The sequence below is a fragment of the Microbacterium sp. MEC084 genome (assembly GCF_004514465.2).
GTDB lineage: Bacteria > Actinomycetota > Actinomycetes > Actinomycetales > Microbacteriaceae > Microbacterium.
Genome location: NZ_MYFP02000010.1, coordinates 109,935 through 125,804, shown reverse-complemented (window position 1 = coordinate 125,804; position 15,870 = coordinate 109,935). Strand labels below are relative to the sequence as shown.

Annotated in this window: 15 protein-coding genes, 1 tRNA gene and 1 pseudogene; 8 read left to right on the top strand and 9 right to left on the bottom strand. The window is 70.6% G+C overall.

Going from position 1 to position 15,870, the window contains the following annotated elements:
- A partial coding sequence (locus B5M43_RS10215) for an IS3 family transposase (protein ID WP_230667926.1) occupies positions 1 to 619 on the top strand: 619 nt, incomplete at its 5' end.
- Between the two features lie 134 nt (positions 620 to 753).
- Here the strand turns inward: B5M43_RS10215 and nhaA are convergent.
- From nhaA to B5M43_RS10200, 3 genes and pseudogenes are all read right to left on the bottom strand, one after another.
- On the bottom strand, positions 754 to 2,598 hold the full coding sequence (gene nhaA / locus B5M43_RS10210) for a Na+/H+ antiporter NhaA (protein ID WP_205829453.1): 1,845 nt from the start codon (positions 2,596 to 2,598) through the stop codon (positions 754 to 756).
- Positions 2,599 to 2,672: 74 nt separating this feature from the next.
- Positions 2,673 to 2,816, bottom strand: a pseudogene (locus tag B5M43_RS10205) (IS3 family transposase); the annotation flags it as partial.
- A 216-nt stretch (positions 2,817 to 3,032) separates the two neighbouring features.
- Positions 3,033 to 4,175, bottom strand: coding sequence for an endo-1,4-beta-xylanase (locus tag B5M43_RS10200; protein ID WP_055990935.1), 1,143 nt, complete (start codon positions 4,173 to 4,175; stop codon positions 3,033 to 3,035).
- Positions 4,176 to 4,551: 376 nt separating this feature from the next.
- On the opposite strand from B5M43_RS10200, the gene B5M43_RS10195 reads away from it, so the two are divergent.
- Entirely contained in the window at positions 4,552 to 4,878 is a 327-nt protein-coding gene (locus B5M43_RS10195; RefSeq protein WP_200941089.1) for a hypothetical protein, read from the top strand.
- A 90-nt stretch (positions 4,879 to 4,968) separates the two neighbouring features.
- On the opposite strand, the gene B5M43_RS10190 is transcribed toward B5M43_RS10195, so the two are convergent.
- Complete coding sequence (locus B5M43_RS10190) at positions 4,969 to 5,388, bottom strand: hypothetical protein (protein ID WP_055990941.1); 420 nt, start codon at positions 5,386 to 5,388, stop codon at positions 4,969 to 4,971.
- A 167-nt stretch (positions 5,389 to 5,555) separates the two neighbouring features.
- Positions 5,556 to 6,365, bottom strand: a complete 810-nt coding sequence (locus B5M43_RS10185; RefSeq protein WP_230667924.1) for an IclR family transcriptional regulator — start codon at positions 6,363 to 6,365, stop codon at positions 5,556 to 5,558.
- Positions 6,366 to 6,482: 117 nt separating this feature from the next.
- On the opposite strand from B5M43_RS10185, the gene B5M43_RS10180 reads away from it, so the two are divergent.
- The 4 genes from B5M43_RS10180 (at position 6,483) to B5M43_RS10165 (ending at position 9,535) form a co-directional block, all read left to right on the top strand.
- A complete protein-coding gene (locus B5M43_RS10180; RefSeq protein ID WP_134745222.1) occupies positions 6,483 to 7,259 on the top strand; it encodes a CoA transferase subunit A in 777 nt (258 codons plus the stop codon).
- Between the two features lies 1 nt (position 7,260).
- Complete coding sequence (locus B5M43_RS10175; RefSeq protein WP_205829452.1) at positions 7,261 to 7,911, top strand: CoA transferase subunit B; 651 nt, start codon at positions 7,261 to 7,263, stop codon at positions 7,909 to 7,911.
- Positions 7,908 to 9,092, top strand: a complete 1,185-nt coding sequence (locus tag B5M43_RS10170) for an acetyl-CoA C-acetyltransferase (RefSeq protein WP_134745221.1) — start codon at positions 7,908 to 7,910, stop codon at positions 9,090 to 9,092. Before B5M43_RS10175 ends, B5M43_RS10170 begins: the two co-directional genes overlap by 4 nt.
- 92 nt (positions 9,093 to 9,184) lie before the next feature.
- Positions 9,185 to 9,535, top strand: coding sequence for a hypothetical protein (locus B5M43_RS10165; RefSeq protein WP_055990949.1), 351 nt, complete (start codon positions 9,185 to 9,187; stop codon positions 9,533 to 9,535).
- A gap of 120 nt (positions 9,536 to 9,655) precedes the next feature.
- Here the strand turns inward: B5M43_RS10165 and B5M43_RS10160 are convergent, their stop codons facing one another.
- Together B5M43_RS10160 and B5M43_RS10155 are read right to left on the bottom strand one after the other, a co-directional pair.
- The gene (locus B5M43_RS10160) at positions 9,656 to 9,946 is read right to left on the bottom strand and encodes a hypothetical protein (RefSeq protein ID WP_055990952.1); all 291 of its coding nucleotides are present in this window, start codon (positions 9,944 to 9,946) and stop codon (positions 9,656 to 9,658) included.
- Complete coding sequence (locus B5M43_RS10155) at positions 9,943 to 12,261, bottom strand: hypothetical protein (protein WP_134745220.1); 2,319 nt, start codon at positions 12,259 to 12,261, stop codon at positions 9,943 to 9,945. Before B5M43_RS10155 ends, B5M43_RS10160 begins: the two co-directional genes overlap by 4 nt.
- Positions 12,262 to 12,396: 135 nt before the next feature.
- Between B5M43_RS10155 and B5M43_RS10150 the strand changes: the two genes are divergently transcribed.
- Entirely contained in the window at positions 12,397 to 13,152 is a 756-nt protein-coding gene (locus B5M43_RS10150; protein ID WP_055990959.1) for a hypothetical protein, read from the top strand.
- Position 13,153: 1 nt separating this feature from the next.
- Here B5M43_RS10150 and B5M43_RS10145 read toward each other — a convergent pair whose 3' ends face one another.
- On the bottom strand, positions 13,154 to 13,792 hold the full coding sequence (locus B5M43_RS10145) for an MBL fold metallo-hydrolase (protein ID WP_055990962.1): 639 nt from the start codon (positions 13,790 to 13,792) through the stop codon (positions 13,154 to 13,156).
- Positions 13,793 to 13,973: 181 nt separating this feature from the next.
- On the opposite strand from B5M43_RS10145, the gene B5M43_RS10140 reads away from it, so the two are divergent.
- A tRNA-Glu gene (locus B5M43_RS10140) sits at positions 13,974 to 14,046 on the top strand.
- Between the two features lie 57 nt (positions 14,047 to 14,103).
- Here B5M43_RS10140 and B5M43_RS10135 read toward each other — a convergent pair.
- Positions 14,104 to 15,804: a long-chain-fatty-acid--CoA ligase gene (locus B5M43_RS10135; protein ID WP_230667922.1), complete on the bottom strand. Its 1,701-nt coding sequence runs from the start codon at positions 15,802 to 15,804 to the stop codon at positions 14,104 to 14,106.
- Positions 15,805 to 15,870: the final 66 nt, after the last annotated feature.

Below are 15,870 nucleotides of genomic sequence, written 5' to 3'. Positions count from 1 at the left end.
GAAGAAGGCGTTCACGACCAGGCCCGACAAGGCGCAATCCCTGCCGCGGGACCTCGTCCAACGACGGTTCCGCGCAGACGCGCCGCGCAGGCTCTGGGTCGCGGACATCACGTATGTGGCCACCTGGGCGGGGTTCGCGTATGTGGCGTTCGTCACCGACGTGTACTCGCGCAAGATCGTGGGCTGGAACGTCGCCTCGACGCTGCGCGCGGAGGTCCTGCCCCTACAAGCGCTGGACATGGCCGCCTGCGGCGCGGACGGCCCGCTCGACGGGCTGATCCATCACGCCGACCACGGCTCGAACTACATGTCGATGGTTTACACCGACCGCGTCGTCGAACTTGGCGCGACCCCGTCGACAGGCACTGTCGGGGACTCGTATGACAATGCCCTCGCCGAGGCGATCAACAACCTCTACAAGACCGAGCTGATCCGCCAGCGCGGGCCCTGGMGGACGGTCGAGCAGGTCGAGCTTGCGACGCTCGAATGGGTGTGGTGGTGGAACCACCAACGTCTCCATGGCGAGCTCGGCATGCGCACCCCGGCCGAGGTCGAGGACGCGTACTACGCTGACCTCGGATCAGCCTCCCCGGCGACCGCCGGACAGGGAAACCGATAGGAACGAAACCCAGGCCGGTTCAGTTCAATCGCCCCGGGCCAACCGGGTACGAGTAGGTAGACGAGCATCGCGATGGCTCGGAGCAACTGTCCGGTGCCGATCACCCTGCGAGGGCCAACTCGGTCGACCTCGACTCAGGAGCGCACTTCCTGGGTTCGTATGCCTCGGCGGCTGGCTTCGAGGGCTGAGGTGAGCGTTCGAGCGTCGTAGCTACCAAGCAACCGTCGGCCGCCTATGAAGAACGTCGGGGTGGCGTGCGCCCCGCTTGCATCGGCGCTTTCGAGATCCCGCTCCACACGGGCACGTACGGCGGCACTGTCGAGGTCAGTCGTGAACTGGGCGACATCCAGGCCCAGCTCTTCGGCGTAGCGGATCAGATCTTCGCGCTCGAGCGCATCTTGCCGCGTGAAGACGAAGTCCAGCCACGACCAGAACATCCCCTGATTCGATGCCGCCTCCGACGCTCGTGCGGCTATGGGGCCGTGAGGGTGATGTGGCAGGTGGCGAACGACATACCGGAGATCGTCCCCGAACCGGCTGCGAAGGTCCTCCCAGGAACCCGTTGCGTGCGCGCAATAGGGGCATTCGAAATCGATGTACTCGACGAGCGTGAGCTGGGCGCCCTCTGGTCCGCGGATGTGGTCGACTTCAGGATCAACGGGTGGTGTGAGCACCATCGGCAGATCTGCCGTCTCCTCTCCCCAGCGTTTCGCCGCAACCCGGAAAATCAGCCAACCAAGCGCGGTAGCGAGCACCATCGCCACCAATACGCCGACGGTCGCTCGCCGACCCAGGTCGGACGTCGAGCCGAACGCGAGGCCGATCACCAGGAGCGACACGGTGAACCCGATCCCTGAAAGCGCCGCGCCGCCAAACACGCTGCCCATCCCGACACCCTCGGGTAGCCGACCGGCTCCAAGCTTCACAGCGACGAAGGTAGCGAGACCGATGCCGAGAAGTTTGCCGAGCACGAGACCCACGATGACTCCCCACGTCACGGAGGACTGGAAGGAATCGACGAGCATGCCGCCGCGCAGGTCGACGCCAGCGTTCGCGAGCGCGAAGATCGGGACGATGACGAGCGCGGTCGGCATGCGCAAGACCTCGTGCATGCGTTCATTTACCGAGATACCTCGCGCCAAGCCCCGATCGACTGCGCGGGCCGATGCCGCGCTCGGCGACTGCCAGAAGTCGCGAAACAGCTGACGAGCCGCGACCACCTGGTGCCGACGCGTCGGGTAGGCGGGGATAAGGAGTCCTGCGACCATGCCCGCGAGGGAGGCGTGGACTCCGGAGTCAACGGTCGCGAACCAGAGCACAATGACAATCAGCACGTACGGTGTGGCGCTCCATTGCCGCGAACGACCCAGAAGCCACAACCCGGCGAGGCAGGCAACTGCGATCAGCAGCGGAACGAGCCGGATCTCGTCGCTGTAGACAATGCCGATGATGGAGACGGCGAGGAAGTCATCGACGACGGTGATGGTGAGGAGGAACACCCGCAACTGGCCGGAGAGTTTCGGGCCGACGAGCGCGAGGGCACCCAACAGGAACGCGGTGTCGGTACCGACCACGGCGCCCCATCCACCGAGCCCGTCGCCGCCCGCGGCGGCCACGATCAGGATGTATAAAACTGCGGGCAGTGCCACGCCGGCGACGCCAGCGATCAACGCGAGACGCGCGCGGCTGGCGTCTCGGAGCGACCCATGCGCGAACTCCTGTCGCACCTCGAGGCCAACGACCAAGAAGAAGACCGCCATGAGGCCGTCGTTGATCCAGTGGTGCAGGTTCATGTGCAGTCCGAACCCGCCGACATCGACCCCGATCTCGACATCCCACAGCCCGAAATAGGCCTCGGAGAGTGGCGAATTCGCCCAGAGCAGGGCGACCGCTGCGACGACGACCAAGAGCACAGCCGAACCCGACTCCGTGCGAATCGTTCGCCAAAGAGTGCGCCGTTCTATCTGCCCGCTCGTCATGTGGGAAGCATATCGGGGCCCAAGGGCAGCGCCCGGCGGCGAGTGAAGCGCCCTGGGTCTGATGGAGACTCGCGCTATTTGATTCCGACCAGCAGATTGCGGTCGTTGGGGACAGCATAGAACGCGTTCTCGAACTCGACGGGCGGGACGTCGCCGAGATAGCCATGCAGGCGTTGCGTGTTATGCCAGTGCACCCACCCGACTTTGGCGGTGCCGAGGCGCTTCGACAACTCGTGGCTTCGGTACACAGTTGGCGTGCTCAAACCCCAGCTGCGTTCGCCAGGAACCGCTAGATTCCGCAGTTCTACAGGGGTGAACGGCAGTTCCAAAGGGTTTGAGTAGACGCTCGCCAAGTCAGCTTCAGAGAAACCCCCGGTCAGATACGAATCTGACCGGGGGTTTCCGCATCTGAGCCGGATCGCCCGAGCAGGCTGTCAGCTGGCGTCGCGCAGGACCTCGCGCAGCGCCTCGTACTGCGCCTTGGGGTTGTCGTGCATGTCGTAGAGCAGGCCCGCGCCCTGGCCGGTGAACCAGCCGGGGATCCACGAGTTGGCGTCCGAGACGCCCCAGACCGTGTACGAGTTGCACGCCTCGACCGCGAGGCAGTCCTCGAGGGTCTGCGCCCACCAGTCGATCTGCTGGGCCTCCTCGGCCGGGTCCGCCGGGGTGTTCGTGTAGGTCCCGTTCGGCTTCTGCGTGACGAACGTGCGCACGTCCACCTCGGTCATCGCGACCTCGAGGCCCAGGGCGGCGAACCGCTCCAGGTTGTTCCGCAGGTCGGGGTAGCCGTACTGCGTGTCCAGGTGACCCTGGAAGCCGACGCCCTCGATGGGCACTCCGTCGGCCAGCAGGTCCTGCACGAACGTGTAGGCGAGGTTGCTCTTGGGGCCGGTGAACTCGAGGTTGTAGTCGTTGTAGAACAGCACCGCCTCGGGGTCGGCCTCCTTGGCCCAGCGGAACACGTCGGCGACGTACTGCTCGCCGGGCAGGCCGAGCTCCTCGTACGCCTGGTACCAGATCGTCTCGCGGAAGGTGCCGTTGTCGTCGATGACCTCGTTGACGACATCCCACTGCTGGATGTCGCCGGCGAAGTGCGCCGCGACCGTCTTGACGTGCTCCTCGAGGATGGCGCGCAGCTCCTCGGCGCTGTAGTCGCCGGTGGTCAGCCACGCCGGCAGCTGGTTGTGCCACACGAGTGTGTGCCCGCGCACGACCTGGCCGTTGGCCTCGGCGTTGGCGATGAGCGCCTCCGCGGCCTCCCAGTCGTAGACGCCGGGCTGCGGGTTCAGGGCCTCCCACTTCATGACGTTCTCGGCCGTCACGCTCGAGTACTGGGTGTTCACGATGTTGCGGTACTTGACGTCGCTTGCGAGCAGGTCGGTGTTCACGGCCACGCCGATCTCGATTCCGGCGGCCTCGGCGAGTGCGCGCAGGGTGTTCTCGCCGATCGCCGCCGAGTGCTCGGAGGCGTTCGGGTCGGCGGGCGGGGCCGGTGCGGCGAGGGCCGCGCTCGGGGCCAGTGCCACTGAGGCCAGCGCCAGGGCGGCGCCGACGAGCAGGGGGCGGGTGGTGCGCATGAATGCTCCTTTGCATCGGGGGTGGTCGCCGGGACGCGTTGCTGATCCGGCGACTGTCGTATGGTAGGCACCGATAAGTGGGCGATGTCAACAAATTAGTCACAACTCGGTCCGCGGGGTGCCGCGCAGGGGATCGCCCGAGTCGCGCGCGGGATCGGGTGATGGAGCGGGTGAGATCCGGCGTCCGCCCGGCGCGCGGCCGGTGATGCGACTTGGCTGAGCTCGTGCGGAGCCGCCGCGAGAAGCGGCGGCCGCGGGTCGTCATCGTCGACGTCCCGGGTCGTGCCGTATCAGCACGGCGGCTCCCGCATCTGTGCAGGTGACGCGGGCCGTCCCCCTCGGCCCCACGGAGAGAGCAGGGACTATGAAGAGGACGATGACGGGCTGTGCCGTCGCGCTCATGATGATGCTGGCGGGCGCGGGTGCCGCGCACGCGGGCGAGGCGAACGGCAACGGCGACCCGACCGAAGGGCCCGGGCACGCCGCATCGGAGTGCGTGTACTCCGGCCTGGACACGGCGGACGCCGTGGAAGGCAACCCTCCGGGCTTCGACGACGACATGCTGGCGATGCGGGGCAACCAGAGCCCGGCCGGCAAGGACCGGTACCACGGCGTGCAGAGCTTCGGCATCTACGCGAGCGCCGGCATCGATCTGGGCGTGAATCCCGGCATGGCATGCCGCGGCGGCGGCCACGCGGAGTGATCCGCGCGTCGCGCCGGCTCGGCTGACCAGAGCGGAGCCCCCGGCCGGACCTCGATCCGACCCGGGGGCTCCGCTTCGTCCGTGCGATGCTCACGGCATCGTGAGGGCCTCCATGTAGATCGCGATGACCGTCTCGATGTGCGCGTCGAAGAACCGGTCGATGCCCTTGGCGTCGGACAGCAGGTACTCCGGCACGTCTCCCTTCGGGATCGTGAAGCGGCCGAAGAGCGCGAAGCTGTCCGGCACGCCGCGCGCGTCGGCCTCGGCCAGCGCCCAGGCCAGCTGGGAGTCCGTCAGGGGCGGCACGCCGATCTCGCCGGGCGCCGAGAGGAAGAGATCCGACAGCTGGACGTAGAACCAGTTGCCCGAGTGCGCGGCGCCGACGCTGCCCTGATCGGAGCGCTTGACGACGTAGCACTCGTGGGCCGAGGCGGCGCCGGTGCCGGCGAAGACGAGACCGAGTGCCAGCGTGGCCGTGGCGGCGGTCGTGACGAGGGACTTGCGGATCATGGGTGGTGCTCCTGCTTCATCGAAGGCGACGCCGACGGCGGCGGTCGCCGCCACCGGTCCCGGGCCGCGACGGCGGCCCGGGGAGGAGGAGCGGCCTCCGTGCGGACAGATACATCCGGATCCGGCGGACATCGGCGGGTCGCCGAGCGCCGGCCCGGGCGGACGGCTCAGCGGGTCGCGCCCAGCCGCGCCGAGAGCTCGTGCGCATGCGCGAGCAGGATCCGCCCGAGGGAGGGGATGCGGTCGGGGGAGAAGCGGAACTCCACGCCGGTCAGGCTGAGGGCGTACTCGGGCCGGCCCTGGCGGTCGAACACGGCGGCGCCCATGCCCCAGCTGCCCTCGACGATGAGCCCCGGGTTGACCGCGTACCCCTGGTCCCGGGTGGCCGCGCGTCGCTCCCGCAGGTGTTCCACATCGTGGGCGGGGCCCCACTGATCTCCGAGCTCGGGATGCCGGGCGAGGTAGGCCTCGGCCTCTGCGTCCGGCAGGTACGCGAGGATCGCGGCGCCGGCCGACGCCACGCCCAGCGGGAAGCGCACGCCCTCGCTCAGCACGAACGAGCGGATGGGGAACGCGCCCTCCTCGCGGAGCAGGCACACCGTCTCGTCGCCGCGTCGCACCGAGAGGAACGCGCTCTCCTCGGTGCGGGCGGCCAGCGATCGCACGATGTCCCGCGCGACCTCCGTCACGTCGTAACGCGCCGCGGCCACCGTGCCCATGACGTACAGCTCGGGACCGGGCAGCCATCGGCCCGTCTCGTCGTCCCGGTCCACCATCCCCGCCGCGCGCAGCGCGCCGAGCAGGCGGTGCGTCGTGGCGCGGGACAGGCCGGCGTCCTGCGCGAGCTGGTGCGAGGTGCGCCCGTCCACGCCCGCCGCGGTGACGAGCCGCAGCAGGTCGGTCGCGCGCGTCACGGCCTGGGTGCCGGGGATGGCCGCACCGCGAGCATCGGCCGGCTGGGCGTGGGGGGTGTCCACGATGTGGACGCTATCGCCCGAACCGCCCACATCGCAAGACGTCGGTTGCCTCCCCGGCGGAGGCGGGGCAGGGTCGGATCATCACCCCCTGCAGGGATCACGACGAAGGAGTCATGCGTGATCGACAAGACCATCGCATCCGCCGCGGAGGCGGTCGCCGACATCCCGGACGGCGCCAGCCTGGCGGTCGGCGGGTTCGGCCTGTCCGGCAACCCGACGGCGCTCATCCAGGCCCTGCTCGAGCAGGGGACGACGGACCTCGAGATCGTGTCGAACAACTGCGGCGTGGACGACTGGGGCCTCGGGGTGCTGCTGGCCGCTCACCGGATCCGCCGAATCACCGCGTCGTACGTCGGCGAGAACAAGGAGTTCGAGCGACAGTTCCTCTCCGGCGAGCTCGAGGTCGAGCTGACCCCGCAGGGCACGCTCGCCGAGAAGCTCCGTGCGGGCGGGTCCGGCATCGCCGCGTTCTACACGCCGACGGGCGTCGGGACGCAGGTCGCCGAGGGCGGGCTGCCCCGGAAGTACGACGGCTCGGGCGGGGTGGCGATCGCGAGCCCGCGCAAGGACACCCGCACGTTCGCGGTGAACGGCGTCGAGCGCGAGTACGTGCTCGAGGAGGCGATCGTCACCGACTTCGCCCTCGTGCACGCGCTGAAGGGCGACCGGCGCGGCAACCTCGTGTTCAACAAGGCCGCGCGCAACTTCAACCCGATCGCCGCCATGGCGGGGCGGGTGTGCGTCGCCCAGGTGGAGCGGCTCGTGGAGCCGGGCGAGCTCGACCCCGACGAGATCCACCTGCCGGGCGTGTTCGTGCACCGGATCGTCGAGGTCGGCGGCGACATCGAGAAGCGCATCGAGAAGCGCACCGTGCGCGCGAGCGAGGGGAACTGACATGGCGCTCACCCGTGACCAGATGGCGGCCCGCGCGGCGCGCGAGCTCGCGGACGGGCAGTACGTCAACCTGGGCATCGGCCTGCCGACGCTCGTGCCCAACTTCGTGCCGGACGGCATGACGCTGGTGCTCCAGTCGGAGAACGGCATCCTCGGCGTCGGTCCGTACCCGGCCGAGGATGCGGTCGACCCCGACCTGATCAACGCGGGCAAGGAGACGGTCACGGTCCTGCCGGGCGCCGCCTTCTTCGACTCGGCGACGAGCTTCGGCATGATCCGCGGCGGCAAGATCGACGCCGCGATCCTCGGGGCCATGCAGGTGTCGGCGCGCGGAGACCTCGCGAACTGGATGATCCCGGGGAAGATGGTCAAGGGCCCCGGCGGGGCCATGGATCTCGTGCACGGCGCGGGACGGGTGATCGTCCTGATGGAGCACGTCGCGAGGGACGGATCGCCGAAGATCGTGAACGAGTGCTCGCTGCCGCTGACCGGGCGCGGCGTCGTCGACCGGATCGTCACCGAACTCGCCGTGATCGACGTCACGGCGGAGGGCCTCGTGCTGATCGAGACCGCGCCCGGGGTTACCGTGGAAGAGGTCATCGCGGCGACGGAGCCCGCGCTGATCGTCGCCGTCGAGGAGGACGTCGCATGAACGGATCCGACATCGTCATCGTCGCTGCGGCGCGCACGCCGCAGGGCCGGCTGCGCGGGCAGCTGGCGTCCTTCTCGGCGCCCCAGCTGGGGGCCTTCGCGATCCGAGGCGCACTGGAGCGCGGGGGCATCCCGGCCGGCGAGGTCGACGCTGTCATCCTCGGTCAGGTCCTGCCCGCCGGATCCGGGCAGAACCCGGCCCGCCAGGCCGCGATCGGGGCCGGCCTCGGATGGGATGTGCCCGCCCAGGCGGTCAACAAGGTCTGCCTGTCCGGGCTGACCGCCGTGATCGACGCCGCGCGCATGATCACCCTGGGCGACGCCACGGTCGTGGTCGCCGGCGGCATGGAGTCCATGACGCAGGCGCCGCACCTGCTGCCCGGCTCGCGGGCCGGGCACGCGTACGGATCGATCGAGCTGCTCGACCACATGGCCTACGACGGGCTGACCGACGCGTACGACGGCGAGAGCATGGGCGCGTCCACCGAGCGTCATAACGCGCGGTTCGGTCTGACGCGCGCGCAGCAGGACGAGGTGGCGGCGCTCTCGCACCAGCGCGTCGCGGCCGCCCAGGAGGCGGGCCTGTTCGACGCCGAGATGGTGCCGGTCGAGGTGCCGCAGCGTCGGGGCGACCCGGTCGTGCTCACGCGGGACGAGGGCGTCCGCCCCGACACGACCGTCGAGTCCCTCGCCGCCCTGCGCCCCGCGTTCACACCGGATGGCGCGATCACCGCGGGCAACTCCTCGCAGATCTCGGATGGCGCGGCCGCGGTGGTGCTCACCACGCGGGCCCATGCCGCCGAGCGCGGGTGGCCGGTGCTCGCCGCGCTGGGCGCGTGGGCGCAGACCGCCGGGCCGGACAACTCGCTGCAGGCGCAGCCGGCGCAGGCCGTCCGCCGCGCCTGCGAGCGCCAGGGCATCGCGGTCGCCGACCTGGACCTCGTCGAGATCAACGAGGCGTTCGGCGCGGTGGTGGCGCACTCGCAGGCGGAGCTCGGCCTCTCGAGCGAGGTCGTCAATCCGCACGGCGGAGGCATCGCGCTCGGACATCCGATCGGCGCCTCCGGCGCGCGCCTCGTCGTCCACGCCGCCCACGAGCTCGCACGGCGCGGCTCCGGGATGGCCGCGGTGTCGCTGTGCGGCGGCGGGGGACAGGGCGACGCGCTCATCCTGGTGCGCTGACCAGTGGCGCTCCTCCGATCGATTCTTTCGGTTCGGCGCGGATCCTAGCGCTGAGTCGTTAGTGGACCAAATGTTCCCGTACTCTTGACATCATGGGGGTACTTCACTATGGAACCGAGTCTTCACCGATCCACATCGACGACCGCGCGCTCGCGCACCTGAAGGTCGTCATCGTCAGCAAGCTGCGTCGCCAGGAGAGCTTCACCGTCTCGTGGCAGCACCCGGAGGAGGACGGTGCCGGGCGCAGCACGATCTGGGTGCACCCGTCGATCCCGGTCCGCTTCGAGTTCGACGACGCCGTGTCGGTGGAGCTGAACCGCGAGTGGCTGGAGGAGCTGGCTCACTCGGCCAACGCGCTGGGCGGGATCGCGCTCGTCTCCGAGCACGTCAACTCCGAGCCCGAGCCGACCGCGCGCGCCGGCGATCTCGTCACCGCGGCCTGACTCCGTACCCGCGACTTCACGTCCCACCGCACCGACCTCAAGAGGCTCCCGTCACCAGACGGGAGCCTCTTCTCGTGTGGGGACATCAGGCGTAGCGGAGGGTGCGGGACCGCACGCGGCTCACATGTACGGGAACGGCGCGGACTGCACCCGCAGCTCGATCGCATCGGCGGCGAGCGAGGCGCCGACCCACGTCTCGGCGTCGACGGTCAGCTCCTCGCGCGCGACGAGATCGCCCGCCACGATCTCGAGCTCGTGCGCCCCGGGCTCGACCTCGAACTCGAGCGCCTCGGCGAGCCCGATCTGGTAGCGCGTCCTCGGTCGCAGGTCGGCCAGTAGGGACCCGTCGAGGCGCACCTCGACGGGCCGGCCCTCCCAGCCGTCCTGCAGCTCCACGTGGAGTGCGGTCACTTCTTCGTCGTCCCCTTCGATGATCCGCCGGTCCGGCGCCGGCTCGCGGCCGGCTTCGACGCGGTGCGCGACGCCGAGGCGCGCGAGGGGCGGCTCGGCGCGAACGACGCTGCGGTGGCGGCCACCTCCTCGAGCACGCGGGGGAGCACCCCGCGCGACTTGAACACGTCGTGCATCGACATCTGCAGCTCGGCGGCCTCGCCGGCGGCGCCCTCGCGGGCGACATCCTGCGTGAACGCGTCGACCAGGTCGTGCACCCGGATGTGACCGAGCGACTCGGCGGCCTCGGCCGTCGCGAGCGTGGCCGCGGCGATCTGGACCGCCTCGTCCACGTCGGCCTTGCGGGTCCGCACCCGGCCCCCGGCCTCCGCGAGCGACGTCGCGGCGGCGCCGTCCGGGATCTCGAGCAGCTTGTAGTCGCGCGCGAGCGGACGCGCGATCGCGACCGCCGCATGGATCGCGGCGCGCGAGCCCGGCAGGCGGTCGATCGTCTCGCGGAGGGTGTCCTTCGCGGAGGCGTCGATCTCGGTGCCCGCGAACGCCAGCGCCCGGCCGACGCCCTCGTTGAGGAAGTCTCCCGCGAGCTGCGCCTCCTCGAACGACCGCGGCGGCGCGACCTTGAGCGAGAACGGCTCGGACCGCACGGGATGCCCGTCGATCTCGACCACGGCGACGACCCGGTACTCGCCGGGCTCCGAGACGTCCCAGCCGTTGAGCCCCGCGAACACCGGCAGAGACGCGTACAGCGACTCGCCGGGGTTCAGCACGGTGGCCTTCGACTCGGTGCAGGTGCGGGCGAACGGCACCCACTGCCGCGCGTCCTTCCCGTGCGCCGACACGATGGTCAGGATGTGCTGGGGGTTCAGGACGTCGCCGGGCACGATCTTCGGGGCGCCGCTCGTGTTGGTCAGCTTCACCTCGAGCACGACGGGCTCGAGGAAGTCGAACACGGCCCTCTCGCGGTTGGCGCGCACCTCGAAGCGGTACTCGGCGGGAGGCAGCATGCCGAACGCCTGCTCGAACGCGTGGTGGTCGAACCAGTCCGCATTGCCCATCTGCACGAACCGCGACGGCGCGTGCCGCAGGAACAGCAGCTCCTCGTTCGAGAACCGGTACGCGAAGTCGGAGAAGAACGCCGCCTGACCTCCCGACACGAAGTACGGGTAGTTCATGAACGAGCGCGCCTCCGGCTGGTCGGAGAGCGGGATCCACGGCGTGCCGAGGGACTTCTGCCACGAGTGCGCGAGGTTGAACGCGTGCCCCATCTCGTGCACGGCCGTCCAGAACCGCATGCGGCGGTCCCACGCGTCGGGCGCGGCGTCCCCTGAGGGGACGTCGCGGATGAACGAGTCGGTGAAGATCGCGGTGCCCTGCCGGTGGTTCGGCCCGATGTCGTCGAACATGATGCCGCCGAGCCCGTGCCCCATGTCGTGCTGGCGCGCCCAGAAGGTCCACAGCGACCACTGCGGCGCGTTCGCGAAGCGCGACCAGTAGGTCTGCATCGCGTCGTGCATCTCGGCGTCGCTCCACGTGCTGTTCGAACCGGCCCCGCTCACCGGCACCGTGCCGTCCGGGGCCCGCTTCACGTCGAACCCCGCGCGGCGGAACACGTCGTCGATCGAGAGCGACTCGTTCGCCAGCGTGGCCGGGCCGTTGGGGTGGTCGTGCGTGCCGATCTCGAACACCGGCTCGGCGTCGCTCGTGGAGTCGAACTCGAACTCGACGCGGTGGAAGTACGGCGTCGTGAAGGAGTACACCCGGGTCAGGCTGGCTCCGCTCCTGCTGCTGTAGACGACGACGGCCTTGCCGCCGCCCGCCAGCAGCGACGGCTTCGCCTTGAGGTCGACGTGGTCGAACGCGAAGCCCGCGGGTCCGTACCCGTCGGTGTACGTGATCGGACCGGCGTACCGCCAGCTGCCGATCCGCGCGATGCTCGCGATCCAGGTGCGCGGCGTCGACAGCAGCGCGGTGCTTCGACCGCTCGCCGTCATCTGCGGGTAGGACCCGTCGACGTCGAGCCGGAGCTCCTCGAACAGCAGCGCCGGGATGAACGCCGAGCCGTGATCGACGTCCGGCACGTCCTCCTCGACCTCGACGCCGCCGCCCGGCGTGGAGAGCGGCCCCTCGATGGGGATGCGCGGCGGGAACTTGATGGGAAGCCGCTCGGGCTGGAGCGGCGGGCCGAACCGCCGCCAGGTGTACGTGCCGCTCACGCGCAGCCTCAGCGGGAACGGGATCCTCCCCAGCGGAAGGTCGCCGACGAGAAGCCGGTCGAGGTCGGCCGGCTCCGTTCCTTCGGCATCGATGATGGTCATGACTCCTCCTCGAGCGGCGAAGACGGCGGTCGTCCTCGTTGAGGGGGAGGAGGGGCGGTCCGAGCGGGGTGATACGGCGGGGCGACCTCCTCCGCGACGTCCCCCTTCGCGGCGTCGATGCGGTTGAATGAGCGCGTGGACGAAGACGTCGAGCTGGCCGCGCTGCGCCGCCGGGCCTACGGGCCGGACGCGGACATCGACGCGGCCGGGCTCGCCAGGCTGACGGAGCTCCAGAGCCGATCGCACGACATGCCCGACCTGGTCGAGGCCGTTCCCGCCGAGCTCCGCCCGGTTCCGGAAGCGGAGGCGGCCGCGGCGCCCGCGGCCGCGGCGTCCGATCCAGCGCCGGCGAGCGCGCCCACCCTGCGCGACCGCGTGCGGATCGGCTGGCCCCTGCTCCTGGCCGGTGCGCTCGGGGGCGCCGTCCTCGCGGGCGCGGTGGGCGCCGGGGCGTCCCAGTTCGACCGGCCCTACGCGACGCTCACCGCCCCCGCCGGCGCCGAGCCCTCGGACCGCGGGCCGTTCGGCTCGGGCATCCCGTACGGGACGGTCGGCGAGATCGAGGTCGGCACGTCCGTCCAGGCCGGCGAGCCGTGCCTCTGGCTCCGCGTGCCGATCGAGTTCGCCGACGGCTTCTTCGGGGACGAGATGACCGAGCCGATCGAGTTCGCGGACTGCGCGCCGGAGCCGTTCATCCCTCGCCTGCGGCTGACGGTGGGCGCGATGAACGGCGGCTGGGGCTCCACCTTCCCCGTGACGGCCGACGCGTTCCCGGATGTCCCCGCGGGGTCGTCCCTGGAGTTCTCGCTGCGCGACGACGTCGTGATCGTGCGCCTCGCCGAACCGGCGACCCCCAGCCCGGCCCAGGACCCGGCAGACGGCGCGACGTAGGTCAGACGTCGAGGCTCTGCCCGGGCTCGAGCGCGTGGAACACGCCGCCGTTCTGCTCGGTGGCCCACTGCATCCGGCTCAGGTGCATCTTCCGGCCCGTGACGGACAGGGTCATGTCGTGCGTGCCGAAGGCGCGGCGCGGCTTGACGTCGAGGATGAAGTCCATGGCGTCGCCGAGCCGCAGCCACGGGGCGCCGGTCGGCGCGGCCAGCGTTCCGACCTCCACGCCGTCCGGCACGGTGAACGAGTCGCCCGGGTAGTACAGCTCGTCGTTGACGAGCACCCCCACGTTGTCGATCACTGGGATGCTCGAGTGGATGGGCTCGTGCACGCCGCCGAAGAACCGCAGCGAGAACGCGCCGATCGTGAGCTCGTCGCCGGGCAGCACGACGGCCGGATGACGATCCTCGATCTGGGCCGCGACCGCGGCGGTCGTGTAGATCGGCACGTCCGGCGCGGCCGTGAAGATGCGCGCGAGGTTGTCGGCGGTCCAGTGGTCGGCGTGCTCGTGCGTGATCACGATCGCGTCGAGGGCGTGAAGATCTCCCAGGGCCGTCGTGAACGACCCGGGGTCGATCAGCAGCGTGCGCCCCTCTGCCTCGATGCGGAGGAGGGCGTGCTCGTGCTTCGTGATGCGCATGTCAGAAGTCAACCATCCGAGGTCCGCGGCCGGCGCGGATCGGTGGGGATGACGCGTCGGGAGGGCGCGACACGCGCGGGATGCGTCACCGGGCCGCCTCGATTTGTTCACCGCCCGGACCTCGTGCCATACTCTTCTAGTTGCCGGAAACGGGAACGGGATCCGAAAGGGTCCGAAGTACGGCCCCATCGTATAGCGGCCTAGTACGCCGCCCTCTCACGGCGGTAACGCGGGTTCGAATCCCGCTGGGGTCACACACAACGCAGGAAGCCCGGTCCGAATGGACCGGGCTTCCTGCGTTCCGCGTCGCATCAGCGCCCGAGGATGCGGTCGCGCACCTGGCGACGCAGCACCTTGCCGATCAGCGAGCGCGGCAGGTCATCCATCACGACGATCCGTCGCGGCACCTTGTACGCGGCCAGATGCAGGCGGCAGAAGTCGCGGAGCGCGTCGGGCTCGATGGCCGCGCCGTCGCGCAGGACCACGGCCGCCGCCACGGCCTCGCCGCCCTCGCCGCGGGGCACGGCCACGACCGCGGCCGCGGAGACGTCGGGGTGGGACTCGAGCGTCTGCTCGACCTCGGTCGGCGAGACGTTGAACCCGCCCGTGATGATCAGCTCCTTGAGCCGGTCGACGATCGTCACGAACCCGTCCGGCGACACGGTCGCGACGTCGCCGGCGCGCAGCCAGCCGTCCGGCAGGAGGGCGGCGGCCGTCTCGTCGGGACGCCGCCAGTAGCCCCGGAACACCTGCGGGCCGCGCACGAGCAGCTCGCCGGGCTCGCCCGGAGGCACGTCCTTCGCGGGATCGTCGGTGTCGACCACCCGGATCTCGGTGCTCGGGAACGGGATGCCGACCGTCCCGGGCCGGCGGGTCGGCCCCATGGGATTGCCGAGCGCGACGGGCGAGCTCTCGGTCATCCCGTACCCCTCGACCAGCAGGCCGCCCGACGCGTCCTCCCAGCGGTCCACGGTGGCCACCGGCAGGCTCATCGCGCCGGAGATCGCGAACCGGATGCTCGTGACGTCGATCCTGCCGTGCGCCGCGGCCCGCGCCAGCGCGTCGTAGATCGGGGGGACGGCCGGGAGGAACGTGGGCGGGCTCTTGCGCGCCGCCTGGGCGACGAGGTCGACGTCGAAGGTCGGGAACAGGACGAGCCTCGCCCCGATGCTCAGGGCGAACGTCAGGCACAGCGTCATGCCATACGCGTGGAAGAGCGGCAGAACCCCGTAGAACGTCTCGGCGCCCTGCCGCAGCCCGGGCACCCACGCCTCGCCCTGCATCGCGTTCGCGCGGAGGTTGCGGTGCGTGAGCATGGCGCCCTTCGGGGTGCCCGTCGTGCCGCTCGTGTACTGCAGCAGCGCGATGTCGTCCAGGCCCGGGCCGGGTACGCGGCGCGGCAGGCGCCGGCCGCCCGTGAGGTCCGCCCAGGTCAGCACGCGGCGGGCCTTCGGCTTCGCGGTCAGCTTCGCTCGCGCGTCGCGCGCCCTGCGGATCGGCAGCCGCAGGGCGAGCCGCTTGCCGAACGGCAGGGCCTCGGTCAGATCGACGCTCACGATCACGTCCGGGCGCACGTCCGACGGGAACTCCGCGACGGTGTCGTAGGCCTTGTCCCACACGATCGCGTGGCGGGCGCCGTGGTCCTCGAACTGATGGCGCAGCTCCCGCGCCGTGTAGAGCGGGTTGTGCTCGACGACGATCGCGCCCAGCCGCAGCACGGCGTAGAACGCGACGACGTGCTGCGGGCAGTTCGGCAGCACGATCGCCACGCGGTCGCCCTTCGTCACCCCGCGCCGGCGCAGCCCCTCGGCCGCCAGCGCGATCTCCCGCCCGAGCTCCCGGTACGTCGTGGTCGCGCCGAAGAACTCCAGTGCGGTGGCGCCCCGGTACCGCCGTACGCTCGCATCGAGCATCTCCGGCAGCGTCTGGGTGACCTCGCCGATCTCGGCCGGCACCTCCGGGGGATAGGCGGCGAGCCAGGGCTTCGACGCGTACGGGTGGGATGCGGTCACGGGTCCTCCTCGGATCGGGGCGGGGTGGCACACACTACGGTGCCGCCTCATGCGATCGCTCGTGAG